The organism is Micromonospora sp. DT227, from assembly GCF_049841835.1.
In the GTDB taxonomy this organism is placed as follows: domain Bacteria; phylum Actinomycetota; class Actinomycetes; order Mycobacteriales; family Micromonosporaceae; genus Micromonospora.
Genome location: NZ_JBNCLA010000009.1, coordinates 99,989 through 123,358 on the forward strand (window position 1 = coordinate 99,989; position 23,370 = coordinate 123,358).

The window sequence follows — 23,370 nt, forward strand, 5'->3', positions numbered from 1 at the left end:
CGCCCCATCCCAGCGGCGTATGTAAGGAGGGGCCCCCGCTTAACGCATTCGGTATAGGAGGGGGCCCCGCTTAACTCAGGTCGGCAGGGCGGCACTCAGTTCGGCAGGGCGGCGAGGCCGGCCAGCAACTCCCACCGTTCGGCGTCGGTGAGCACCGCGTACGCCGGCTCGTCGCGGCGGTCGGTGTCGGCCTCGATCGGCGCGCGCTCCGGCCCGTCCGGCAGCGCGCGGATCTCCTCGGCGGTCAGCCCGGCGGCCCGCCACGCGGCCCGGTGCGCGTCCGCCCGGTGGTGCCGCAGCGAGCCCAGCCGGGTGACGAGCAGCAGCGCCGGGGACGCGCCCGCCGGCTCGTACGGCGGGGACATGGCCCGGAACGCCGGCCCGCCGGTGGCCTGCGCGTGCGCCAGCACCCGGCCGACCAGGTCCGCGAGCCGGGGCACGATGCTCAGGCCGGGCAGCACTCCGGGCAGCGTCCCCCACAGTTCCTCGGCGGCCTCGCCGGTGGCGCGCTGACCGAACGACGCCAGCTCCCGGCCCTGCTCGGTCAGGTGCCAGGCCCCCTCGTCGTCGCGGACGAAGACGCCCTGCGCCAGCTCCCGGCTCAGGTCGACGCCGGTGTAGATGAGGCCGTCGGCGAGCGCCTCGGCCGGCGTCGGCCGGGCCAGCACGCCGGAGAAGAGCGTGTTCTCCATGCCGAGTTCGTGGCCGCGTTCGGCGTAGAACGCCGCCATCCGGGGGCGCGCCTTCAGGCGGGCGCCCATGTAGACCCGGTCGATCGCCGGTCGGATCAGTCGCGCATAGCTCACCGTCGTCTCCACGTCGCCGGACGTTACCGGTGAAAGGTGTTAAGCGGGGCCCCCGCCTATGCGCGAGGCGTTAAGCGGGGGCCCCTCCTTGCACCTACTCGGGGACGCGGCGGTACGCGCCGTCGCTGGCCGAGGTGGCCATCGAGGCGTACGCGCGCAGCGCCGCCGAGACCGGGCGCTGCCGGTCGGCCGGGGTGTACGGGCGGTCGCGCTTCTCCTCGGCCACCCGGCGCGCGGTCAGCTCGTCGGCGGGCACGTTCAGCTCGATGGAGCGGCCCGGGATGTCGATGACGACCTCGTCGCCGTCGCGCACCAGCGCGATCAGCCCGCCGGAGGCCGCCTCCGGGGAGACGTGCCCGATGGACAGGCCGGAGGTGCCGCCGGAGAACCGGCCGTCGGTGAGCAGCGCGCAGGCGCGCCCGAGCCCCCGGCCCTTCAGGAACGAGGTGGGGTAGAGCATCTCCTGCATGCCGGGGCCGCCCTTCGGGCCCTCGTAGCGGATCACCACCACGTCGCCGGCGACGATCTGCTTGGCCAGGATGGCGGTCACCGCGTCGTCCTGCGACTCGAAGACCTTGGCCGGGCCGCGGAACGTCAGGCACTCCTCGGGCACCCCGGCGGTCTTCACCACGCAGCCGTCCGGCGCCAGGTTGCCGTGCAGGATGGCCAGCCCGCCGTCGGCGCTGTAGGCGTGCGCGAGGTCGCGGATGCAGCCGCCGGCCGCGTCGGTGTCCAGCGACGACCAGCGGTTGGTGGTGGAGAACGGCTCGGTGGTGCGCACCCCGCCGGGCGCGGCGTGGAACAGCTCGACCGCCTCGGGCGTGGCCGAGCCGCCGCGCACGTCCCAGTCGGCCAGCCACCGGTCGAGGCTGGGGGAGTGCACCGCGCGCACGTCGCGGTGGAGCAGGCCGGCGCGGTCCAGTTCGCCGAGGATGGCGGGGATGCCGCCGGCCCGGTGCACGTCCTCCATGTGGTAGTTCGGCGAGTTCGGGGCGACCTTGGCCAGGCACGGCACCCGCCGCGAGACGGCGTCGATGTCGGCCACGTCGAAGTCCAGCTCGGCTTCGCGGGCGGCGGCGAGCAGGTGCAGGATCGTGTTGGTGGAGCCGCCCATGGCCACGTCGAGCGCGACCGCGTTCTCGAACGCGGCCCGGCCGGCGATCGCGCGCGGCAGCACCGAGGCGTCGTCCTCGTCGTACCAGCGCTTGGCGATCTCCACGGCGGTGCGGCCGGCCTCGACGAAGAGCGACCGGCGCGCGGCGTGGGTGGCCAGCGTCGAACCGTTGCCGGGCAGCGCCAGGCCGATCGCCTCGGTCAGGCAGTTCATCGAGTTGGCGGTGAACATGCCGGAGCAGGAGCCGCAGGTCGGGCACGCCGAGCGCTCGATCTCGCCGAGCTGGTCGTCGGTGACCGCCTCGTTCGAGGAGGCGATCATGGCGTCGATCAGGTCGATCTTGGAGTGGACGACGCCCTCGATCGCCACCGTCTTGCCGGCCTCCATCGGGCCGCCGGAGACGAACACGGTCGGGATGTTCAGCCGCAGCGCGGCGAGCAGCATCCCGGGGGTGATCTTGTCGCAGTTGGAGATGCAGACCAGGGCGTCCGCGCAGTGCGCGTTGACCATGTATTCCACCGCGTCGGCGATCAGCTCGCGGCTGGGCAGCGAGTAGAGCATGCCGCCGTGGCCCATGGCGATGCCGTCGTCGACGGCGATGGTGTTGAACTCCCGACCCACGCCGCCGGCCTCGGCCACCGCGTCCGCGACCAGGCCGCCGAGGTCCTTGAGATGGACATGACCGGGTACGAACTGGGTGAAACTGTTGGCGATGGCGACGATCGGCTTGCCGAAGTCGTCGTCGGTCATCCCGGTGGCCCGCCAGAGGGCCCGGGCGCCGGCCATCGTCCGACCGTGGGTGGATGTCCTCGACCGCAGCTCAGGCATGTCCACCAGTCTGACACCGCCGGCCCGGTGACTTCCGGGCGTACACCCTGTGTCCCAACAGTTGCACACCCGGTCCCCCACGGAGGGCACGGATCCGGCAGAGTTGAACGCGTGCAGTCGTCCCCGGGGATGGTCGCCGTCGCGGCGCTGAGCGGTTGCGCCGCGGCCGGCGCCGTCGCGCTGCTCGCCGCGTCGGCCCGGCGCCGCACCGGCCCCCGTCGGCAGGCCCACCTGCTGCTGGCCGTGGCCGGCGGGACCGCCCTGCTCAGCCTGCTCCTCGGCCTGGGCGGCCTGCTGCTCGCCGGGGACCACTGGGCGCACCGGCAGGGCCAGCGCACCGGCTGGGCCACGCTCGTCGCGGCGTCCACCACCGTGGCCGCGGTGGGCCTCGGCGCCGCGCTGCTGCGGTTGCCCGGTGCGGCGGCGACCCGGGCCGCCACCGCCCGGCTGCTGCTCGACGGCGTGATCATGGCGACCGCGCTGTGGTTCGTCGGCTGGGTGGCGTTCAGCGCGCCGACCCGGCTGCTCGGCGACGCCACCCCGGTCGCCTGCCTGCCCATCCTGCTGGCCACCGTCAGCGCCGCGCTCACCACCGGGCTGACGCTGATCCTGGTGCTGCGCGCCGCCCCGCCGCGCGGCTGGCTGACGCTGCTCGGCGGCGGCGCGATCGCGGTGACCGCCGGGGGCCTGGGCGTGGCGGCCGGGCTCTGCCAGGGCGGCCCGGGCATGCTGCTGGCCGGCGCCGTGCTGACCGCGGCCGGCCTGGTGGCCACCGCCGTCGCCGGGCGTCGGGCGGACGCGACGCGGTTCGACGTCGACCTCATCCGCCGCGACGGCGAGTACGCGTTCGTGCCGATGTTCGCCATGGCCGCCTCCGCGATGTACCACCTCACCCAGGGCGGCCGGTTCGACGGGTACGGCATCGTGACCGGCAGCGTCGAGGGGTTCGCGCTCGTCGCCCGGCAATATCTCGCCCTCAACGACGTGCGCGGCTACGCCGTCCGGCTGGCCGAGCGGGAGGCGCACTTCCGTGAGCTGGCGCACACCGATCCGCTCACCGACCTGGCCAACCGGCGCGGGCTGCTGCGGGCCCTGCACCGGTGCGCCGAGACGGGGGTGCCCTGCGTGCTGCTCGGGCTCGACCTGGACGGCTTCAAGAACGTCAACGACATGCGCGGGCACGACGTCGGCGACGCGGTGCTCGCCGAGGTGGGTCGGCGGCTGCGCGGCAACCTGCGGCCGGGCGATCTGGCCGCCCGCCTCGGCGGCGACGAGTTCGCGGTGCTGATGCACGGTTCGGCCGAGCCCGGGCCGGTCGCCGAGCGGCTGCTCGGGGTGCTCGGCCGCCCGTACGAGGAGGCGGACGGGCCGGTCTTCCTCTCGGTCAGCATCGGGGTGGCCGGCAGTCCCGGCGACCACGACGTCGAGCTGTTGCTGCGCAACGCCGACCTGGCGTTGCGCTACGCCAAGCAGCGCGGCAAGAACCGGATCGAGCGCTACGACGCCACGTACGACCAGTTGCTGAGTCGGCGCACCCGGCTGGAGCACGAGCTGCGCGGCGCGATCGAGCGCGACGAGCTGCGGCTGGTCTTCCAGCCGGTGGCCTCGCTGCCCTCGGTCCGGCCGGTCGGCGCCGAGGCGCTGCTCCGCTGGCGCCACCCGGAGCTGGGCAACGTCCGGCCGGACGAGTTCATCCCGCTGGCCGAGGAGTGCGGGATGATCTCCAAGCTCGGCGCGTGGGTGCTGCACCAGGCCTGCTACCAGCTCTCCCGCTGGCTGGCCGACGGGCACGACGTCTGGGTGTCGGTGAACGTCTCGCCGCGCGAGCTGCACGCCCCGCAGTACGTCGTCCAGGTGGCCGACGCGTTGCGCGCGCACCACGTGCCGCCGCAGCGGCTGGTGCTGGAGGTGACCGAGCACGCGGTCGCCACCGACCTGGACGAGCTGATCCGGCGGCTGACCGCGTTGCGGCTGACCGGCGTCCGGATCGCGCTCGACGACTTCGGCGCCGGCTACTCCTCGCTGGGGCAGCTTCGGCGGCTGCCGATCGACATCCTCAAGATCGACCACAGTCTGGTCGCCGAGCACGAGCCGGTGCGGCCGGTGGGCCGGGAGGGGCCGGCGTTCGCCCCGATGGTCGACATCGTCATGCGCCTCGGCCACCAGCTCGGGCTGGAGGTGATCGCCGAGGGGGTCACCAACCCGACCGAGCTGGCCGCCGTGGTGGCCGCCGGCTGCCGGTTCGGTCAGGGCGCGCTCTTCGGCTGGGGGGTGCCGGCCGAGCACCTGGAGGCGATGCTGGAGGCGGCCACCGCGCCCGGCAACCGGCCCGCCGCGATCCCGCCCGCGCCGCCGTCCCCGCCGTCGCGTACGCCGTCGCCGTTGCTGCCCCGGCTGCGCAACAACCCGCCCGCCCCGCGCCCCGCCGTGGAGGCGTCGCCGCAGGTGACGGCCGGCGTGGAGGGGGTTTCGACGACCGACACGCCCACGTCCGTGAACCAAAATGTGGGATCAGTTGACTCATCGCGTGAGATGCGTCAGGCTTAGCCGCATGTCGTCGAACCGGTCGCTGCGAGTACTTACCTGAGCGCACTCTCCTCCCGAGAGTGCGCTGGCCCCGTGCATCCTGCACGAGGGCTTTTTTGTTGCCGTCGGACCATCGCCGGGGCGCCCGCCGTCCCATCCTGACAACCGCGTCACCCACTCACAGCCGAAGGCCTGAACCGCCATGACGAGACCCACGCCAGAGACCCTCGCCCACTCCGCCCGACGAGCCCGCACGGGCACCGGCGCGACCGGCGACGCCGACCACGCCCCCGCCGCCCGCACCGGCGCCGCCCCCGCCGCGAGCCGGGCCGTCCCGGCCGGCGCGGACCCGGCCGGCACACCGGTACGGCAGCCCACCACCGCGCAGGTCTCCGGCGCCGGCTCGCTCGTGCGCTCGCTGGAGGCGCTCGGCGTCGACGTGGTCTTCGGCATCCCGGGCGGCGCGATCCTGCCCGCGTACGACCCGCTCTACGACTCCACCGTCCGGCACATCCTGGTCCGCCACGAGCAGGGCGCCGGGCACGCGGCCACCGGCTACGCGCAGGCCACCGGCCGGGTCGGCGTCTGCATCGCCACCTCCGGCCCGGGCGCGACGAACCTGGTCACCCCGATCGCGGACGCCTACATGGACTCGGTGCCGATCGTGGCGATCACCGGCCAGGTGGCCCGGCCGTCGATCGGCACGGATGCCTTCCAGGAGGCCGACATCCAGGGCATCACGCTGCCGATCACCAAGCACAACTTCCTGGTGCAGACCGCCGACGAGATCCCCCGGGTGCTCGCCGAGGCGTTCCACCTGGCCGCCACCGGCCGGCCCGGCCCGGTGCTCGTCGACATTCCCAAGGACGTCCTCCAGGCGCCGGCCACGTTCTCCTGGCCGCCGACGCTGGACCTGCCCGGCTACCGGCCCACGCTGCACCCGCACGGCAAGCAGATCCGCGAGGCGGCCCGGCTGATGACCACGGCCCGCCGGCCGGTGCTCTACGTCGGCGGCGGCGTGCTCAAGGCCGGCGCCACCGAGGGGCTGCGCCGGCTGGCCGAGCTGACCGGGATCCCGGTGGTCACCACGCTGATGGCGCTCGGCGCGTTCCCCGACTCGCACCGGCAGCACCTCGGCATGCCCGGCATGCACGGCACCGTCGCCGCGGTCTACGGCCTCCAGAAGGCCGACCTGATCGTGGCGCTCGGCGCCCGCTTCGACGACCGGGTGACCGGCAAGCTGGACTCGTTCGCGCCGGACGCCGCGGTGGTGCACGCCGACGTCGACCCGGCCGAGATCGGCAAGAACCGGCACGCCGACGTCCCGATCGTGGGCGACGCGCGACACGTGATCGACGAGCTGATCGCGGCGGTCACCGCCGAGCAGGCCACCCACCCGGCCGCCGACCTGGCGGACTGGTGGCACCAGCTCGACGACCTGCGCGAGCGGTACCCGCTCGGCTTCGAGGAGCCGGCCGACGGCACGCTCTCCCCGCAGTACGTGATCAAGCGGTTGGGCGAGATCGCCGGTCCGGACGCGATCTACGTGGCCGGTGTCGGCCAGCACCAGATGTGGGCCAGCCAGTTCATCTCGTACGAGAAGCCGAACACCTGGCTGAACTCCGGCGGGCTGGGCACCATGGGCTACGCCGTGCCGGCCGCGATGGGCGCCAAGGTGGGCCGGCCGGAGACCACGGTCTGGGCGGTGGACGGCGACGGCTGCTTCCAGATGACCAATCAGGAGCTGGCCACCTGCGCGCTGGAGGGCATCCCGGTCAAGGTCGCCGTGATCAACAACGGCAACCTCGGCATGGTCCGGCAGTGGCAGACGCTGTTCTACGGGGAGCGTTACTCCAACACCGAGCTGGGCACGCACAAGCACCGCATCCCGGATTTCGTCAAGCTCGCCGAGGCGCTCGGCTGCGTCGGGCTGCGCTGCGAGAACGCCGCCGACGTGGACAAGACCATCGAGGCGGCCATGGCGATCACCGACGCGCCGGTGGTCATCGACTTCGTGGTCGGCAAGGACGCGATGGTCTGGCCGATGGTGGCCGCCGGCACCAGCAACGACGAGATCATGTTCGCCCGGGGCGTCCGCCCCGCGTTCGACGAGGACGACATCTAAGTCATGACCGAATGCACCGAGCGAAGCGAGGGCCATGAGGGCATGACAAGGAAGGCACAGCTATGACACTGCACACGCTGTCCGTGCTGGTGGAGAACAAGCCGGGTGTCCTGGCCCGGGTCTCCGGGCTGTTCTCCCGGCGCGGGTTCAACATCGACAGTCTCGCCGTGGGCGAGACCGAGAACCCGGACGTCTCCCGGATCACCATCGTGGTCAACGCCGAGTCCTCGCCGCTGGAGCAGGTGACCAAGCAGCTCAACAAGCTGGTCAACGTACTCAAGATCGTTGAGCTGGACGCGCAGGTCTCGGTGGCCCGGGAGCTGCTGCTGGTCAAGGTCCGCGCGGACCGCAGCGCCCGCGCGCAGGTGCTGGAGACGGTCGGCCTGTTCCGGGCCCGGGTGGTCGACGTCGCGCCGGACACGTTGACCATCGAGGCCACCGGCACGCCGGACAAGCTCGACGCGCTGCTGCGCGACCTGGAGCCGTTCGGCATCAAGGAGATGGTCCAGTCCGGCACGGTGGCCATCGGGCGCGGTTCCCGCGCCATCACCGCCGGCCCGGCGCTGCGCGCCGCCTGATCCGTACCCACCAGTTTTTCGACGGGCCGACGGGCACCGCCGTACGAAAGGGAAGTCAATGAGCGTTGAGGTTTTCTACGACGACGACGCCGACCTGGGCGTGATCCAGGGTCGCAAGGTCGCCGTGATCGGGTACGGCAGCCAGGGCCACGCGCACGCGTTGTCGCTGCGTGACTCCGGCGTCGACGTGGTGATCGGCCTGCCCGCCGGGTCGAAGAGCCGGCCCAAGGCCGAGGAGCAGGGCCTGCGGGTGCTCAGCCCGGCGGAGGCGGCGGCCGAGGCCGACGTGATCATGATCCTGGCGCCGGACACCGCCCAGCGGGGCCTCTACGCCGACGCCATCGCGCCGAACCTGGCCCCCGGCAAGGCGCTCTTCTTCGGCCACGGCTTCAACATCCGGTACGGCCTGATCACGCCGCCGGCCGACGTGGACGTGGCGATGGTCGCCCCGAAGGGCCCCGGTCACCTGGTCCGCCGCCAGTACGTCGACGGCAAGGGCGTGCCCTGCCTGGTCGCCGTCGAGCAGGACCCCAGCGGCAGCGCGTTCGCCCTGGCGCTTGCGTACGCCAAGGCGATCGGTGGCACCCGGGCCGGCGCGATCCGGACCACCTTCACCGAGGAGACCGAGACCGACCTCTTCGGCGAGCAGGCGGTGCTCTGCGGCGGCGCGGCGGCGCTTGTGCAGACCGGTTTCGAGGTGCTCACCGAGGCCGGCTACGCGCCCGAGGTGGCCTACTTCGAGTGCCTGCACGAGCTGAAGCTGATCGTCGACCTGATGTACGAGGGCGGCATCGCCCGGATGCGGTACAGCATCTCCGACACCGCCGAGTACGGCGACCTGTCCCGTGGTCCCCGGGTCGTCGACTCGCGGGTCAAGGACGAGATGCGCAAGATCCTCGGCGAGATCCAGTCCGGCGAGTTCGCCCGCGAGTGGGTGGCCGAGGACGAGGCCGGCCGGCCGAACTTCGCCAAGTGGCGGGCCGAGGGCGCGGCGCACCCGATCGAGGAGACCGGGCAGAAGCTGCGCGCCATGATGAGCTGGGTGGACCGCCCGATCACCGAGACCGCCTGACCGGACACACCGCCCGACCGGGCCCACCGGGCGACCCGCGACCCGACGCTCTCCCCGGCGTCGGGCCGCGGGTCGTCGCCGTCGGCACGTGAACCGGCGATGTCCGGCACGTGACGAGCGCGTGTGAGGGCCCTCACCCCGTGGTCCGGGACCCGGAGGGCGGGCCGACACCTACCATCCTTGGTGTGGTGCTCCACGCGGCACCCGACGGCCATGGCACGGATCGGCGCAGGGCGCAGCGCGGCGCCCCGACGCCCCAGGCCAACCGATACCGAGCGTCTACGAGGACCGATGAATCCTGTCGTACTGATCGCCGAAGAACTCGCCCCCGCCGCCATCGAGGTGCTCGCGCACGACTTCGACGTGCGCCACGTGGACGGCACCGACCGTCCGGCCCTGCTCTCCGCGCTCTCCGAGGCCGACGCGGTGATCGTACGTAGCGCCACCCAGATCGACGCCGAGGCGGTCGCGGCGGCGCCCCGGCTGAAGGTGGTCGCCCGGGCCGGCGTCGGCCTGGACAACGTCGAGGTGCCGGCCGCCACCGCGCGTGGCGTCATGGTGGTCAACGCTCCCACCTCCAACATCGTCTCCGCCGCCGAGCAGGCGGTCGCGCTGCTGCTCGCGGTGGCCCGCAACACCGCCAGCGCCAGCGCCGCGCTCAAGGCCGGCGAGTGGAAGCGGTCGAAGTACACCGGCGTGGAGATCCAGGGCAAGACCGTGGGCGTGGTCGGCCTCGGCCGCATCGGCGTGCTGTTCGCGCAGCGCATCGCCGCGTTCGGCACCCGGCTCATCGCGTACGACCCGTACATCCAGCCGGCCCGCGCCGCGCAGCTCGGGGTGCGTCTGGTCGGCCTGGAGGAACTGCTGCGGGAGAGCGACTTCATCTCGATCCACCTGCCGAAGACGCCGGAGACGGTGGGCCTGATCGGCGAGAAGGAACTGGCGGTGGTCAAGCCGGGCGTCCGGATCGTCAACGCCGCCCGGGGCGGGCTGGTCGACGAGCAGGCGCTCGCCGACGCGATCGCGGAGGGCCGGGTCGCCGGCGCCGGCGTCGACGTGTACGCCAAGGAGCCCTGCACCTCGTCGCCGCTGTTCGCGTTCGACAACGTGGTGGCCACCCCGCACCTGGGCGCCTCCACGAACGAGGCGCAGGACAAGGCCGGCCTGGCGGTGGCGAAGAGCGTCAAGCTCGCGCTCCAGGGCGAGTTCGTGCCGGACGCGGTGAACGTGCAGGCCGGCGGCGTGGTCGCCGAGGATGTCCGGCCGCTGCTGCCGCTGGCCGAGAAGCTGGGCCGGGCGTTCACCGCGCTGGCCGGCGGCGTGGCCGCCAGCGTCACCGTCGAGGTGCGCGGCGAGATCGCCGGCCACGACGTGTCGGTGCTCAAGCTCGCCGCCACCAAGGGGCTGTTCAGCTCCGTGGTGGAGGAGCAGGTCACCTACGTCAACGCGCCGCACCTGGCCGCCGAGCGGGGCGTCGAGGTCACGCTGGCCACGCCGACCGAGACGGTGGACCACCCGAACCTGGTGACGGTGCGCGGCGCGCTGCCGGACGGGCGGACCGTCCGGGTCTCCGGCACGGCGGTGCACACCGGCGCCCGGGACGTGCTCAAGCTGACCGAGGTGGACGGCTTCGACGTGGAGATCGGCGCGGAGGGCATCCTGGTCTTCCTGCGTTACGTCGACCGGCCCGGGGTGGTCGGCACGGTCGGCACGCTGCTCGGCGAGGCCGGCGTCAACATCGCCGCCATGCAGGTGGCCCGGCGGGAGGCCGGCGGCGAGACGTTGATGACGCTCACCGTCGACCAGGCGCTCGGCGCCGACCTGCTCACCTCCGCGGCCGACTCGATCGGTGCGGTCGCGGCCAGCGCGGCCGACCTGCGCGACGAGTAGTCCGCACCGGACGGATCGGGGCCCGGCCGCTTCGGCCGGGCCCTTCGTCGTACGGCGGACGCCGGTCGCGTCGGTCAGGACCGGACGCGGGCGGGCGGCGGGTAGACCGAGCCGTCCTGCGCGTCGAAGAGCATCAGGTCGTGTTCGCCGGCCAGCCGCTCGATGTCCAGCAGGACCTGGTCCGGGCAGGCGGGGTGCAGGTTCATCTCGACGTGGTCGGCGGCCGCGTGCAGCGGTGCGACCTCCCACGGCGTGCCCGGCCGGGCCGGCCGGTCGGGGTAGCTCGCCGTGATCGCCCGGTAGAAGCCGACCACGCGCGGGTCGGGGTGCTGCTCGCCGTGCCATCCCTCACGGCACTGCCGCACGGCCGCTCGCACCTGCTCCGGGGTGGCCCCGTTCGGCAGGGCCCACACGCTCAGATCGAAACTCACGGCGGACAGCGTGCCATCCCGGGCGGCCGGCGTCACTTCCGCCCCGCCCCGAGGGTTCACCTGCTGATTGTCGACACCGGTCCGGCGGCGTCCGCTGTGGAGACTCTTGCGTCGAGTTGCGTCGATTCGCTAGCGTACCGGTGCGGTTTCCGGCTGAGTCGATGTCCCGGCCCGTCTTCGGGTGACGCGGTCGGGTGCCCGGCCTGTCGGCCCGCACCCCTCGATTGCGCGAGCCACGCGCATTCGTCGCTGACCGGCCCCCACGGTCGTTGCCGAGACCGCGGGGGCCGATCGCGGTTCCACGCCCCGGATGCGAGCGGGGCGCGACCGCGCGTCAGCGGCGCTGGTGCGCGAAGAGCGCGCGGTAGTCCGAGCCGTCGCGGAACCAGGCCAGGCCGGCCGGGCCGGCGGCGTACAGCGCGGTGGCGTAGGCGTCGGCGATCGCCAGGTCCGGGCCGACCACGGTGGCGGCGACCAGTCGTTCGGTCGGCTCCCCGGTGTGCGGGTCGACGACGTGCCCCCGCCGCCCGGTGACCCCGGAGGTGCCGACCGCGCCGGCGGTCATCTCCAGCACCAGCGGCGCCCGGCGGGCCTCGGTCGGGTGGTGCACCGCGACCCGCCACGGGCCGCCGTGCGCGGCGTGGCCGCGTACCGTCAGGTCGGCGCCGCTGAGCACGGCGTAGTCGTGGATGCCGGCGGCGCGCAACCGCGCCGCGGCCCGCTCCACGGCCCAGCCGCCGAGCAGGCCGCCCGGGTCGAAGCCGCCCGGCACCGCCCAGGCGTCGAACCACCCGTCGGTCGCCGCCCGCATGGCGGCGCAGCGGTCCACCAGGTCGGCCAGCGGGGGGTACGAGTCGGGGCTGATCTCGTCGCGCCGCAGCCGCGACACCAGGCTGTCCGGCTGGTTCGGGCCGTAGGTGAGGTCGACGGCGCGCAGTTCGGCGACGGCGTCGCGGAGCGCCTCGCCGACGCCCCGGTGACCGAACCAGTCCGGCGCGTTGAGCAGCAGCGTGTACTCCGCGGTGGAGGTGCTGACGGTGTGCCGGACGCTGATCCGGTCGTAGGGGGTGGTGCCGTCGCGCTCCACCCGGTGGCTGCGGGCGCCGAGGCGCAGGTCGGGGCGGGGCTGGCGGAAGCCGGTCTGGTCGACCCAGCGGGTCCGGGGTTGTTCGTCCGCCCAGTGTGCCCGCCGCTGGTCGATCCGCATGACACCCGCCCCCTCGCTGGCCGCCGCACCGTCGCGGCGATGCCGGTGCCGGGCTCCCGTCGACCCGGTCGACTCGACCCTAAGCAGTGGAGATGACCGCACCATGAATGCCGGCTGGGAGCCTCCTGTGCATCGGGCTTCCCGGATGGTGGAAGACTCGTACCGGGAGGCGGGACGGCGACGTACCGTTGCGCAGAACGACGAGGTGAGGAGCGCCAGGTGGCACGCATCGCGGTGGTGGCCGGTGACGGCATCGGTCCCGAGGTGGTCGGGCAGGCCCGCAAGGTCCTCGACGCCGTGCTGCCCGGCATCGAGGCCACCGAGTACGACCTCGGCGCCGCGCGCTGGCACCGCACCGGCGAGGTGCTCCCCGACAGCGTCCTCGACGAGCTGGCCGGCCACGACGCCATCCTGCTCGGCGCCGTCGGCGACCCGACCGTGCCGCCCGGCGTGCTGGAGCGCGGCCTGCTGCTCAAGCTCCGCTTTGCCTTCGACCAGTACGTGAACCTCCGGCCGTCCCGGCTCTGGCCCGGCGTGACCGGCCCGCTGGCTGCCGTCAAGCCCGGCGAGGTGGACCTCGTGGTGGTCCGCGAGGGCACCGAGGGGCTCTACGCGGGCGCCGGCGGCAGCCTGCACCGGGGCACCCCGGCCGAGGTGGCCACCGAGGAGAGCCTGAACACCCGGCACGGCGTCGAGCGGGTGATCCGGGACGCGTTCGCCCGGGCCGGCCGCCGGGAGCGGCGCAAGGTCACGCTGGTGCACAAGACCAACGTGCTCACCCACGCCGGCTCGTTGTGGTCCCGCGCCTTCGCCGAGGTGGCCGCCGAGCACCCCGACGTGACCACGGAGTACCAGCACGTCGACGCCGCCGCGATGTTCCTGGTGACGAACCCGTCCCGGTACGACGTGGTGGTGACCGACAACCTCTTCGGTGACATCCTCACCGACATCGCCGCCGCGGTGACCGGCGGCATCGGGTTGGCCGCCAGCGGCTGCATCAACCCGGAGGGGCGGTACCCGTCGATGTTCGAGCCGGTGCACGGCTCCGCGCCGGACATCGCCGGCAAGGGCGTCGCCGACCCGGTGGCCGCCGTGCTCTCCGCCGCGCTGCTGCTCGACCAGCTCGGCCACGCCGACGCCGCCGCGCGGGTCACCGCCGCGGTCGCCGCCGAGCTGTCCGGGCGTACCCCCGGCACGCCGCTGCGCACCGACGAGGTCGGCGACCGGCTCGCCGCCCACGCGGTAGCCTGACCGGGCCGATCCTGCTGGCGGCCCGGTTCCGGGCCGCCAGACCCGTTTCCGGGCCAGCTCCCCCCGATTGGCATCGTCGATGTGCGGGGCCGGAGCTATCCGCTGAACGACCGTTCGGGGTAAGTTTCTGGCACCAGTGACGTCGGTGTGCGACCCCCGCATGCCGTGGACCCGCAGGGAGGTCAGCGCGATGAGCGGTGGTGACAAGCTCGATTTCGAGATCCGTCCGAATCCCGCGCCGGTATCCGCCGCCGACCGGGCCGCCCTGCTGGCGAACCCGGGGTTCGGCCGGGTGTTCACCGACCACATGGTCACCATCCGCTACGCCGACGGCAAGGGCTGGTACGACGCCCGGGTCGAGGCGCGCGCCCCGATCCCGATGGACCCGGCCGCCGCGGTGCTGCACTACGCGCAGGAGATCTTCGAGGGCCTGAAGGCGTACCGCACCGGTGACGGGTCGGTGACCATGTTCCGGCCGGAGGCCAACGCGGCCCGCTTCGTGGCGTCCGCCCGCCGGCTGGCCATGCCGGAGCTGTCGCCGGAGACGTTCGTGGAGTCGCTGCGCCGGCTGGTCGAGATCGACCGGGAGTGGATTCCGGAGCACGAGGACGGCAGCCTCTACCTGCGGCCGTTCATGTTCGCCAGCGAGGTCTTCCTCGGCGTGCGCCCGGCCAACGAATACCTCTACTGCGTCATCGCGTCGCCGGCCGGCGCCTACTTCGCCGGCGGGGTGAAGCCGGTGACGGTCTGGGTCTCGCCGGACTACACCCGGGCCGCGCCCGGCGGCACCGGCGCGGCCAAGTGCGGCGGCAACTACGCCGCCTCGCTGGCGGCCCAGGCCGAGGCGATCGAGGCCGGCTGCGACCAGGTGGTCTTCCTGGACGCGGTCGAGCAGCGGTTCGTCGACGAGCTGGGCGGCATGAACGTCTTCTTCGTCTACGACGACGGCACGGTCGTCACCCCGCCGCTGAGCGGCACGATCCTGCCGGGCATCACCCGCGACGCGATCCTGACGCTGGCCGCCGAGGCCGGGCACACGGTCCGGGAGAGCCCGGTCAGCTTCGCCGACTGGCAGGCGGACGCGGCCAGCGGCCGGCTGCGCGAGGTCTTCGCGTGCGGCACCGCGGCCGTGATCACCCCGATCGGCGGCGTGCGCTTCCCGGACGGCGAGTTCCTCATCGGTGGCGGCGAGCCGGGCCGCACCACCATGGCGTTGCGGCAGAAGCTGGTCGACATCCAGCGCGGCCGCACCGCCGACCCCCACCACTGGGTCACCCGGGTCCTCTGACGACCCCGGAGGCGTGATCAGGGAGTTGGCGTCCGCCCGGTCCGGCGCCGGACGCCAACTCCCTGGTCGACAAGTCACTCCAGAAGGTGGGCGCGGAGCGCTTCGAGCTGGGCCTCGGTGACGCCGGCGTGGGTCAGGTAGCCCTCGACCGAGCCGTGGCCGGCGCGCAGCTCGGCGAGGAACAGCGCCATCGCCTCGGCGGGGGAGCCGAGGAACGGCGGCGGCAGCTCCTCCGCGTCCGGCAGGGTGGCCCGCACCCAGGCGCTGAACCGTTCGGACGCGGCGGTGCTGAGCGCGTAGTCCGCGACGATGTCGTCGTCGGCCACGCCGAGCACGGCCAGCGTGAGCGCGCAGACGATCCCGGTGCGGTCCTTGCCGGCGACGCAGTGCACGACCACCGGGGCGTTGGCGCTGTCGGCGATCAGGCCGACCGCCTCGGCCAGCCCCGCCGTGCCGGTGCGGGCCAGGTCCGCGTACCGGTCGGCGAGGTAGCGGGCCAGGTCGACGCCGGAAGACTCGAACTGCTGGGCGGCCCAGTCCGCGTGCTCGGGATGGATGTGCCGGTAGACGAGCCCGTCGTAGTCGGGCACCCGGCCGTCGCGCGCCACCTCGGTCGGGCGGCGCAGGTCGATCACCGTGCGGATGCCGAGCGCGGTGAACGCGGCCCGGTCGGTCTCGTCGATGCGGTGCAGCGAGTCGGAGCGGTAGAGCCGACCACGTCGGACGGCGCGCCCGTCGCGGGCGGGGTAGCCGCCGACGTCGCGGAAGTTGAACAGGGCGGGGAAGGGGGTCTCCGGGGCATCCACCCCTGACACGGTAACGGCCGGCGGGGGCATCGGTGTGCCCCCGCCGGCCGTGGCCGGTGCTGTCTCAGATCCGGGCCGGGCCGTCCGGCGGCAGCGCGGAGTAGTTCTCGCCGTAGTAGCCGCCGAGCTTGTCCCGGTAGGCCGGGTCGGCGTGGTTGCTCTCGTCGTACTCCGGGGCCGCCTTGATCTGGTCCTTGTCCCGGTCGACGAAGACCTTCCGGTCGTCGTGGTCGACGCGGTTCACCGTGCCGGCCGGGAGCATGACCTTCTTGCCGAAGATCCACGGGCCGGTGTCGACCACCAGGTAGCTGTCGTCGACCTCGTGGCTCGCCTTGTCGATCTTGCCGATGCTGCCGTCGGTGGCCTCGACCTTGTAGCCGGTGAGGTCGGCGCTGGCCACGCCGGCCTCGTCGCGGTAACGCCAGGGGTCGAACGCACCGGCGGGCGCGCCGCCGGCGTAGGCGCCCGGGCCGCCGTCGGCGACCGGCTCGGTGGTGCCGTGCGTGGTGTGCGGGTCGAGCCTGTCCATAGGGGTGACTCCTGTCCCGGCCTGCCGGCCGTCATGGGAGTGAATGTGTCGTTGCTGAGCCGGTTCATACCCGTTGGCCGGCTTTTCAATCCTTGCCCGCATCCCGGAATGTGGATTACCCCTCCCAACACGCGGCGGAGGTGGCAGAGTACCGGTCGTGACCAGCTCCGTCCTGATCATTAGCAGCTAGCGCGCCGGCCTTCCCTCGCCGAGCGCGCCGACCTCCCGCATTTCGCGGGGGGTCTTTTTGTTGCTCGCCCCAGGCACGAGAAGAGGACTCCGATGACCTTCCAGGTGTACGACACGACGCTGCGCGACGGCGCCCAGCGTGAAGGGCTCAGCTACTCGGTGGTCGACAAGCTGGCGGTGGCCCGCCTGCTCGACGACCTCGGAGTCGGCTTCATCGAGGGCGGCTGGCCGGGCGCGGTGCCCAAGGACACCGAGTTCTTCCGCCGGGCCCGCACGGAGCTGGACCTGCGGCACGCCGTCCTGGTCGCGTTCGGCGCCACCCGCAAGGCCGGCCTGGCGGTCTCCGACGACCCGCAGGTGCGCGGGCTGCTCGACGCGGGGACCCCGGCCGTGGCGCTGGTCGCCAAGGCGGACCTGCGGCACGTCGAGCGCGCGCTGCGCACCACCGCCGAGGAGAACCTGGCGATGGTCCGGGACACCGTCACGTACCTGGTGGCGCAGGGGCGGCGGGTGTTCGTCGACGGGGAGCACACGTTCGACGGCTTCCGCCACGACCCCGGCTACACCGCCGCCGTGGTGGCGACCGCGATGGCCGCCGGCGCCGAGCGGTTCGTGCTCTGCGACACCAACGGTGGCATGCTGCCCTCCCAGGTCACCGCCGCGATCGAGAACCTGGTCGCGCGGACCGGCGTGGCGCCGGAGCGGCTGGGCATGCACGCCCAGAACGACACCGCCTGCGCGGTGGCGAACACGATCGCCGCGGTCGAGGCCGGCGTCCGGCACGTGCAGGGCACCGCCAACGGGTACGGCGAGCGCCCCGGCAACGCGGACCTGTTCGCGATCGTCGCCAACCTCCAGCTCAAGCTCGGCATGCCCGTCCTACCGGAGGGCTGCCTGGAACAGATGGTGCGGGTCTCGCACGCCATCGCCGAGATCGCCAACATCGCCCCCGACACCCACCAGGCCTACGTCGGGGCCGCCGCCTTCGCCCACAAGGCGGGGCTGCACGCGAGCGCGATCAAGGTCGACCCGTTGCTCTACAACCACGTGGACCCCGCCGTGGTGGGCAACGACATGCGGATCCTGGTGACCGAGATGGCCGGCCGGGCCAGCATCGAGCTCAAGAGCCGCGAGCTGGGTCTGGACCTGGCCGGCCATCCGGAGGCGCTCTCCCGGGTCACCGGCCGGGTCAAGGAGCTGGAGGCCGGCGGCTGGTCGTTCGAGGCCGCCGACGCCTCGTTCGAGCTGCTGGTCCGCTCCGAGCTGCCGGACGCCGCGCCGGCCCGGCCGTTCGCGCTGGAGTCGTACCGGGTGCTCGTCGAGCACCGCGAGGACGGCGCGGTGGTCTCCGAGGCGACCGTCAAGATCCGCGTACGCGGCGAGCGGGTGATCGCCACCGCCGAGGGCAACGGCCCGGTCAACGCGCTCGACGAGGCGCTGCGGTCCGGGCTGGCCCGGCACTACCCGGAGCTGCGGGAGTTCGAGCTGGCCGACTACAAGGTGCGCATCCTGGAGGGCAGCCACGGCACCGGCGCGGTGACCCGGGTGCTGGTGGAGACCGCCGGCGCGGGCCGGGACTGGACCACGGTCGGCGTGCACCCCAACGTGGTGGAGGCGAGCTGGCACGCGCTCGTCGACGCGCTCACCTACGGCCTGGACAAGGCGGGGGCCCGGCTGAACGCCTGAGGCGGGGGCCCGCGCCCCGCTCACGCCGCCGGCAGGCGCAGCTCCGCCAGCACCGCCCGGTGGTCGCTGCCCGGCACCGGCCAGACGTCGACGGCGCGGACCGCGATGCGCCTGTCGACCAGCACGTGGTCGATGGTGACCGGCGGGATCGGATCGCCGTCGTACGGGCCCCAGGTGCCGGCGAGCCCGGCCCCGACCGCGTCGGCGGCGTCGGTGTAGCCGGTCGCGATCAGGCGGCGCACGGTGGCGTGGTCCAGCGTGGCGTTGAAGTCGCCGGCCAGCACGCTGAGCCCGGCGTTCGGGGTGGCCGGTGGCTGGGCGCGCTGGTCGGTCCACCACTGCGGCACCGCGTCGAGGATGTACGGCGCGCCCGGGTGCGCCGACTCCACCCGCAGCGGCGGCGCGCCCGGCACCGTCAGTGTGGCGTACGCCTGGGTGAGGAAATATCGCCGATGGCGTCGGTAGCCGGGGTCGTGCAGCGGATGGCGGGCGTACAGGCCGGAGCCGGTGGAGCCCACCTCCGGGCTCAGCGACCGGTACGGCAGCAGCTCGGCCAGGCCGAGCCGGTCCAGGTCGGCGGCGAGCTGCGGGCTGAGCTCCTGCACGGTGAGCACGTCCACCCGGTGCGCGCGGACCAGGGCCACCAGCCGGGCCGGGTCGGCCGAACCCAGGCGCAGGTTGGCGGTGAGCAGCCGCAGCGTCGGTCCCTCGGCGGGCGGCTGATCGTCGGCGACCGCACGCGGCGCCACGGCGCCGACCAGCGCCAGCGTGGCGAGCGCCGCGACCACCGCGGGCGCGCGGCGCCGCAGCGCGAGCGCCAGCCCCGCGACCACCGGCGCCACCGCGGCGACGTACGGCGTGAAGGCGGTCGTCAGCACCAGCGGCCCCCGTTCCAGCCCGGCCAGCCGCAGCACCGCCCAGGCGGTCACCGGCGCGACCGCCAGCCAGCACGCCACCGTCGTCCACCGGCCGCGTCGGGTGCCGCCGCGCGGGGGAGCGTCCATGGTGATCATGGCGGTGAGCGTACCGGCGGACGGGTCGGTCCGGTGTCCCGCGAAGCAATTTCGTGAATGGTCGAGCGCTGCCTTCTCACAATTTCCGGACGGCTTTCGAGGCGCGTCGGACACGCGATTAACGCTATTGACCGCCCCATTTTCCGGTGTTAGGTTCCACCTGGTCGAGACATCCCAACGCTCCGTAGTAAGGCCAGCTCAGCGGCCGTGCTCTCCGCTGCGGGAACCCGATGTCCCGCAATTGCTCGCGCCGTTTCATCACCACGGTCAAAAAGGGAGATCAGTCATGGCTACATTCTTCAAGCGAAAGGCGACGGTGGTGGCGCTCGCCGCGCTCGCCCTCACCGTGGCCGGCGGCGGGATCGCGGTCGCCGCCCAGCCGGAGTCGAAGGCCGGCCAGCCCACCCAATCCGCCGGGCAGCAGCCGGCGGTCAGCCCCGCCGAGCGGCAGGCCGCCCGGTCCGCCATGCGGGCCACGTTGGCCCCGCCGGCCCCCGGGCAGGTCGCCTGGGCGGTGGTGTCGTCCACCGGCGTGCTGCTCCAGCACTCCGGCAACGTGGTCTCCGCGTTCCGGTTCCCGCCCGGGCCGGGCGTGTCGCCGGGGCAGTTCCAGGTGCTGCTCGACTACGACGTGAGCCAGAAGGCGTACGTGGCGACCGTCGGCACCAACGACTCGGCGAACGTCCCGCCGGCCGGCGAGGTGTCCGTCGCGCCGCGGCTGCTGACGCCTAACGCGGTCTTCGTGCAGACCCGCAACTCCGTCGGCATCTTCTCGCCGCGGCCGTTCCACCTCGTGGTCACCAACTGACCCGCCCCGCCGGACACCGGCCCCCGCCACGGCGGGGGCCGGTGTCGTGTTCCGTCCCGGTCCGGGGCTCCGGACGCCGCTTCGCGCCGTTCCCGCCCGGTCGGGGAGGTCCTCCCGGTCCGGCCCGGCCCGGACCGGCCTGGGCCGGATAATCCGACGTTTGTCGGCCGTCCGGCCCGGGAAGCAAGCACCGTGACGGACATCTCGGACACCCTGGCCAGCGTGCCCAGCCCGGTCGATGCGGACGCGAGCGGCGTCGAGCTGGACCAGACCCTCTTCGAGGTCAAACGCGTGATCGTCGGGCAGGATCGGCTCGTCGACCGCCTGCTCACCGCGCTCGTCGCCGACGGTCACTGCCTGCTGGAGGGCGTGCCGGGAGTGGCCAAGACGCTGGCCGCGCAGACACTCGCCACAGTGGTCGGCGGCACGTTCTCCCGGATCCAGTTCACGCCCGACCTGGTCCCGTCGGACATCGTCGGCACCCGGATCTACCGGGCCTCCACCGAGACGTTCGACGTGGAGCTGGGACCGATCATGGCGAACCTGGTGCTCGCCGACGAGATCAACCGCGCCCCGGCCAAGGTGCAGTCCGCGTTGCTGGAGGCGATGGCCGAGCGGCAGGTCTCCATCGCCGGACGGAGCTGGCCGGTGCCCGACCCGTTCCTGGTGCTGGCCACGCAGAACCCGATCGAGTCGGAGGGCGTCTACCAACTGCCCGAGGCGCAGCGCGACCGGTTCCTCATGAAGGTCGTGGTCGACTACCCGAGCGACGCCGACGAGCTGGCCATCCTCTACCGGATGAGCACCGAGCGACCCACCGCGCGCCCGGTGCTGGACCCGGTCCGGCTGCGCGAGCTGCAACGCCGCGCCGCCGACGTCTTCGTCCACCACGCGCTCGCCGAGTACGTGGTCCGGCTCATCCTCGCCACCCGGGACCCGGGCCGCTTCGGCCTGCCCGACGTCGCGCCGCTGCTGGCGTACGGGGCCAGCCCCCGGGCCACGCTCGGCCTGGTCGCCGCCGCCCGCGCGCACGCGCTGATCCACGGCCGGGACTACGTGCTCCCCGAGGACATCCGGGACCTGGCGGTGGACGTGCTGGCGCACCGGCTGGTGCTCTCCTTCGACGCGGTGGCCGACGGGGTCACCGGCGAGGAGTTGGTGCGCCGGCTGGTCGAGGCGGTGCCCCCGCCCCGGCTGGTGACCGGACCCGCGCCGGCGGCGGCGGACCTGGCGGCGGCGTGACCCGCCGCACCGCTCCCGCGCCGGCCGGTCCCGGCCTCGCCGACCTCGCTCCCGACCAGCGGCTGCGCCGGTTGGAGCTGACCGTGACCCGGCGGCTCGACGGCCTGCTGCACGGCCGGTACCGGGGCCTGCTGCCCGGCCCCGGCAGCGAGGCGGCCGGCAGCCGCGAGTACCGCCCCGGCGAGGACGAGGTACGCCGGATGGACTGGGCGGTCACCGCCCGCACCACCGTCCCGCACGTGCGGGAGGTCGACGCCGACCGGGAGTTGACCACCTGGCTGCTCGTCGACGCGAGCCCCAGCATGGAGTACGGCACCGCCACACTGGACAAACGCGAACTGGCGGTGGCGGCGGTGGCCTGCGTCGGCTTCCTCACCGCCGGCGTCGGCAACCGGCTCGGCGCCCAGGTGCTCGCCCCGGACGGGCTGCGCCGGTTCCCGCCCCGCAGCGGTCGGACTCATCTGCTCGGGCTGCTCCGCGCGTTGCTCAACGCCCCGCGTACCGGTGAGCGGCCGGACGCGCGCGCGGCCGGACGGGCCGACGGCGGCTCCGACGCCCCGACGCCGGGCCTGGCCGACGGTCTGGTCGGGGTGCAGCGCGTCGCCACCTCGCGCGGGTTGGTGGTGGTGGTCTCCGACTTCCTCGACGACCTGCCGGACGACCCGGACGCGACCCCGCCGTGGGCGACCGCGCTGCGCCGGCTGGCGGTCCGGCACCAGGTGCTCGCCGTGGAGGTGACCGACCCGCGCGAGCTGGAGCTGCCCGACGTCGGGCTGATCACCCTGGTCGACCCGGAGAGCGGGCGGCACCGCGAGGTGTGGACCGGCGACCCGGTGCTGCGCGAGCGGTACGCGCACGCCGCCGCCGGGCAGCGCGACCAGGTGCGTCGGGCCCTGCGCCGGGCCGGCGCCACCCACCTGACGCTGCGCACCGACCGGGACTGGTGCGTGGACGTGGTCCGGCACGTGCACGAGCAGCGTCGGCTGGCCACCGAGCCGGCCGCCGCCCGGGGCGGTGCGGCATGAGCTGGCAGTCACCCGCGCGCCTCTGGCTGCTGCTCCTGGTCGCCGCGCTGGTCGCCGGCTACCTGGTGCGCCAGCGCCGGCAGAGCCGGTACGCGGTCCGCTTCACCAACCTGCGCCTGCTGGACCGGGTCGCGCCGCGCCGGCCGGCCTGGCGCCGGCACGTGCCGGCGGGGCTCTTCCTCGCCATGCTGGCGTTGCTGGTGGTCGGGTTCGCCCGGCCCGAGGCGGAGGTGCGGGTGCCCCGGGAACGGGCCACCGTGATGGTCGCGGTGGACGTCTCCACCTCGATGCTCGCCGGTGACGTGGACCCGGACCGGCTCACCGCGGCCAAGGAGGCCGGCCGGAAGTTCGTCGACGGGCTGCCGGACGAGTTCAACGTCGGCCTTGTCGCGTTCGCCGGCAGCGCGGCGGTGCTGGTGCCGCCGAGCACCGACCGGGAGGCGCTGCACGAGGGGATCCAGCGGCTCGCCGAGGGGATCACCGGCGTGCAGGGCACCGCCATCGGCGAGGCGATCAGCACCTCGCTCGGCGCGGTGAAGAGCCTGGACGCCAGCGCCGCCAAGAACCCGCCGCCGGCCCGGATCATCATCCTCTCCGACGGCGCGAACACCTCCGGGATGGACCCGATGGAGGCCGCGGACCAGGCGGTGGCCGCCAAGGTGCCGGTGCACACCATCTCGTTCGGCACGCCCGGCGGGTCGGTGGACCGGGGCGGCCGGGCGATCCAGGTGCCGGTGGACGGGCAGACGCTCAAGGCGGTCGCCGAGGCGACCGGCGGCGGCTTCCACGAGGCGTCGACCAGCCGCGAGCTGAAGGACGTCTACGAGGACATCGGCACCTCGGTCGGCTACCGCACCCAACGGCAGGACATCTCGGCCCGCTTCATCGGGTTCGGGCTGGTCCTGGCCATGGGCGCCGCCGCCGGCTCGCTGCGGTGGTTCTCCCGGCTGCCCTGA

19 protein-coding genes are annotated in these 23,370 nt (G+C 73.7%); 12 read left to right on the plus strand and 7 right to left on the minus strand.

What is annotated here, in order from left to right:
* Nucleotides 1-95: 95 nt before the first annotated feature.
* Entirely contained in the window at nt 96-818 is a 723-nt protein-coding gene (locus ACLQ2W_RS26555) for a hypothetical protein (RefSeq protein ID WP_425789671.1), read from the minus strand.
* Nucleotides 819-900: 82 nt separating this feature from the next.
* Nucleotides 901-2,748 (minus strand): dihydroxy-acid dehydratase, encoded by a 1,848-nt coding sequence (ilvD, locus tag ACLQ2W_RS26560; protein ID WP_425789673.1) that lies wholly within the window; start codon nt 2,746-2,748, stop codon nt 901-903.
* 111 nt (nt 2,749-2,859) lie between these two features.
* Between ilvD and ACLQ2W_RS26565 the strand changes: the two genes are divergently transcribed.
* The 5 genes from ACLQ2W_RS26565 to serA all read left to right on the plus strand — a co-directional run bounded on the left by ACLQ2W_RS26565 (nt 2,860) and on the right by serA (nt 10,939).
* Entirely contained in the window at nt 2,860-5,295 is a 2,436-nt protein-coding gene (locus ACLQ2W_RS26565; protein ID WP_425789675.1) for a putative bifunctional diguanylate cyclase/phosphodiesterase, read from the plus strand.
* Between the two features lie 181 nt (nt 5,296-5,476).
* The gene (locus tag ACLQ2W_RS26570) at nt 5,477-7,399 is read left to right on the plus strand and encodes an acetolactate synthase large subunit (protein WP_425789677.1); all 1,923 of its coding nucleotides are present in this window, start codon (nt 5,477-5,479) and stop codon (nt 7,397-7,399) included.
* A 62-nt stretch (nt 7,400-7,461) separates the two neighbouring features.
* Complete coding sequence (gene ilvN, locus ACLQ2W_RS26575; RefSeq protein ID WP_107156164.1) at nt 7,462-7,977, plus strand: acetolactate synthase small subunit; 516 nt, start codon at nt 7,462-7,464, stop codon at nt 7,975-7,977.
* Nucleotides 7,978-8,035: 58 nt separating this feature from the next.
* Entirely contained in the window at nt 8,036-9,049 is a 1,014-nt protein-coding gene (gene ilvC, locus ACLQ2W_RS26580; RefSeq protein WP_425789680.1) for a ketol-acid reductoisomerase, read from the plus strand.
* Between the two features lie 291 nt (nt 9,050-9,340).
* Complete coding sequence (gene serA / locus ACLQ2W_RS26585) at nt 9,341-10,939, plus strand: phosphoglycerate dehydrogenase (protein WP_425789682.1); 1,599 nt, start codon at nt 9,341-9,343, stop codon at nt 10,937-10,939.
* A gap of 74 nt (nt 10,940-11,013) precedes the next feature.
* On the opposite strand, the gene ACLQ2W_RS26590 is transcribed toward serA, so the two are convergent.
* Both ACLQ2W_RS26590 and ACLQ2W_RS26595 read right to left on the minus strand, forming a co-directional pair.
* Nucleotides 11,014-11,370: a hypothetical protein gene (locus ACLQ2W_RS26590; protein ID WP_199199609.1), complete on the minus strand. Its 357-nt coding sequence runs from the start codon at nt 11,368-11,370 to the stop codon at nt 11,014-11,016.
* A gap of 334 nt (nt 11,371-11,704) precedes the next feature.
* Nucleotides 11,705-12,577 carry an FAD:protein FMN transferase gene (locus tag ACLQ2W_RS26595; RefSeq protein ID WP_425789684.1) on the minus strand — a complete coding sequence of 291 codons (873 nt, stop codon included), beginning with the start codon at nt 12,575-12,577 and terminating at the stop codon, nt 11,705-11,707.
* Nucleotides 12,578-12,796: 219 nt separating this feature from the next.
* On the opposite strand from ACLQ2W_RS26595, the gene ACLQ2W_RS26600 reads away from it, so the two are divergent.
* The gene (locus tag ACLQ2W_RS26600; RefSeq protein ID WP_281935828.1) at nt 12,797-13,828 is read left to right on the plus strand and encodes a 3-isopropylmalate dehydrogenase; all 1,032 of its coding nucleotides are present in this window, start codon (nt 12,797-12,799) and stop codon (nt 13,826-13,828) included.
* A gap of 190 nt (nt 13,829-14,018) precedes the next feature.
* Nucleotides 14,019-15,116 carry a branched-chain amino acid aminotransferase gene (locus tag ACLQ2W_RS26605; RefSeq protein ID WP_425789687.1) on the plus strand — a complete coding sequence of 366 codons (1,098 nt, stop codon included), beginning with the start codon at nt 14,019-14,021 and terminating at the stop codon, nt 15,114-15,116.
* Nucleotides 15,117-15,190: 74 nt separating this feature from the next.
* Here the strand turns inward: ACLQ2W_RS26605 and ACLQ2W_RS26610 are convergent, their stop codons facing one another.
* Nucleotides 15,191-15,922, minus strand: a complete 732-nt coding sequence (locus tag ACLQ2W_RS26610) for a tyrosine-protein phosphatase (protein ID WP_425789689.1) — start codon at nt 15,920-15,922, stop codon at nt 15,191-15,193.
* Between the two features lie 64 nt (nt 15,923-15,986).
* On the minus strand, nt 15,987-16,451 hold the full coding sequence (locus ACLQ2W_RS26615; RefSeq protein WP_425789691.1) for a PRC-barrel domain-containing protein: 465 nt from the start codon (nt 16,449-16,451) through the stop codon (nt 15,987-15,989).
* 282 nt (nt 16,452-16,733) lie between these two features.
* On the opposite strand from ACLQ2W_RS26615, the gene cimA reads away from it, so the two are divergent.
* Nucleotides 16,734-18,326, plus strand: a complete 1,593-nt coding sequence (gene cimA, locus ACLQ2W_RS26620) for a citramalate synthase (protein ID WP_425789693.1) — start codon at nt 16,734-16,736, stop codon at nt 18,324-18,326.
* A 20-nt stretch (nt 18,327-18,346) separates the two neighbouring features.
* Here the strand turns inward: cimA and ACLQ2W_RS26625 are convergent, their stop codons facing one another.
* A complete protein-coding gene (locus ACLQ2W_RS26625; RefSeq protein ID WP_425789914.1) occupies nt 18,347-19,330 on the minus strand; it encodes an endonuclease/exonuclease/phosphatase family protein in 984 nt (327 codons plus the stop codon).
* 295 nt (nt 19,331-19,625) lie between these two features.
* On the opposite strand from ACLQ2W_RS26625, the gene ACLQ2W_RS26630 reads away from it, so the two are divergent.
* The 4 genes from ACLQ2W_RS26630 to ACLQ2W_RS26645 all read left to right on the plus strand — a co-directional run bounded on the left by ACLQ2W_RS26630 (nt 19,626) and on the right by ACLQ2W_RS26645 (nt 23,370).
* Nucleotides 19,626-20,147, plus strand: a complete 522-nt coding sequence (locus ACLQ2W_RS26630) for a hypothetical protein (protein ID WP_425789695.1) — start codon at nt 19,626-19,628, stop codon at nt 20,145-20,147.
* Nucleotides 20,148-20,339: 192 nt separating this feature from the next.
* Entirely contained in the window at nt 20,340-21,389 is a 1,050-nt protein-coding gene (locus ACLQ2W_RS26635) for an AAA family ATPase (RefSeq protein ID WP_425789697.1), read from the plus strand.
* Nucleotides 21,386-22,414: a DUF58 domain-containing protein gene (locus ACLQ2W_RS26640; protein WP_425789699.1), complete on the plus strand. Its 1,029-nt coding sequence runs from the start codon at nt 21,386-21,388 to the stop codon at nt 22,412-22,414. Before ACLQ2W_RS26635 ends, ACLQ2W_RS26640 begins: the two co-directional genes overlap by 4 nt.
* Nucleotides 22,411-23,370, plus strand: a complete 960-nt coding sequence (locus ACLQ2W_RS26645; protein WP_107156151.1) for a VWA domain-containing protein — start codon at nt 22,411-22,413, stop codon at nt 23,368-23,370. The genes ACLQ2W_RS26640 and ACLQ2W_RS26645 overlap by 4 nt, the downstream gene beginning before the upstream one ends.

Bases quoted from the DNA above. Each gene is read 5' to 3' on its own strand.
- ilvD (WP_425789673.1), bottom strand. From the start codon at position 2,748: ATGCCTGAGCTGCGGTCGAGGACATCCACCCACGGTCGGACGATGGCC.
- ACLQ2W_RS26570 (WP_425789677.1), top strand. From the start codon at position 5,477: ATGACGAGACCCACGCCAGAGACCCTCGCCCACTCCGCCCGACGAGCC.
- ilvN (WP_107156164.1), top strand. From the start codon at position 7,462: ATGACACTGCACACGCTGTCCGTGCTGGTGGAGAACAAGCCGGGTGTC.
- ilvC (WP_425789680.1), top strand. From the start codon at position 8,036: ATGAGCGTTGAGGTTTTCTACGACGACGACGCCGACCTGGGCGTGATC.
- serA (WP_425789682.1), top strand. From the start codon at position 9,341: ATGAATCCTGTCGTACTGATCGCCGAAGAACTCGCCCCCGCCGCCATC.
- ACLQ2W_RS26595 (WP_425789684.1), bottom strand. From the start codon at position 12,577: ATGCGGATCGACCAGCGGCGGGCACACTGGGCGGACGAACAACCCCGG.
- ACLQ2W_RS26605 (WP_425789687.1), top strand. From the start codon at position 14,019: ATGAGCGGTGGTGACAAGCTCGATTTCGAGATCCGTCCGAATCCCGCG.
- ACLQ2W_RS26615 (WP_425789691.1), bottom strand. From the start codon at position 16,451: ATGGACAGGCTCGACCCGCACACCACGCACGGCACCACCGAGCCGGTC.
- cimA (WP_425789693.1), top strand. From the start codon at position 16,734: ATGACCTTCCAGGTGTACGACACGACGCTGCGCGACGGCGCCCAGCGT.
- ACLQ2W_RS26625 (WP_425789914.1), bottom strand. From the start codon at position 19,330: ATGGACGCTCCCCCGCGCGGCGGCACCCGACGCGGCCGGTGGACGACG.
- ACLQ2W_RS26630 (WP_425789695.1), top strand. From the start codon at position 19,626: ATGGCTACATTCTTCAAGCGAAAGGCGACGGTGGTGGCGCTCGCCGCG.
- ACLQ2W_RS26645 (WP_107156151.1), top strand. From the start codon at position 22,411: ATGAGCTGGCAGTCACCCGCGCGCCTCTGGCTGCTGCTCCTGGTCGCC.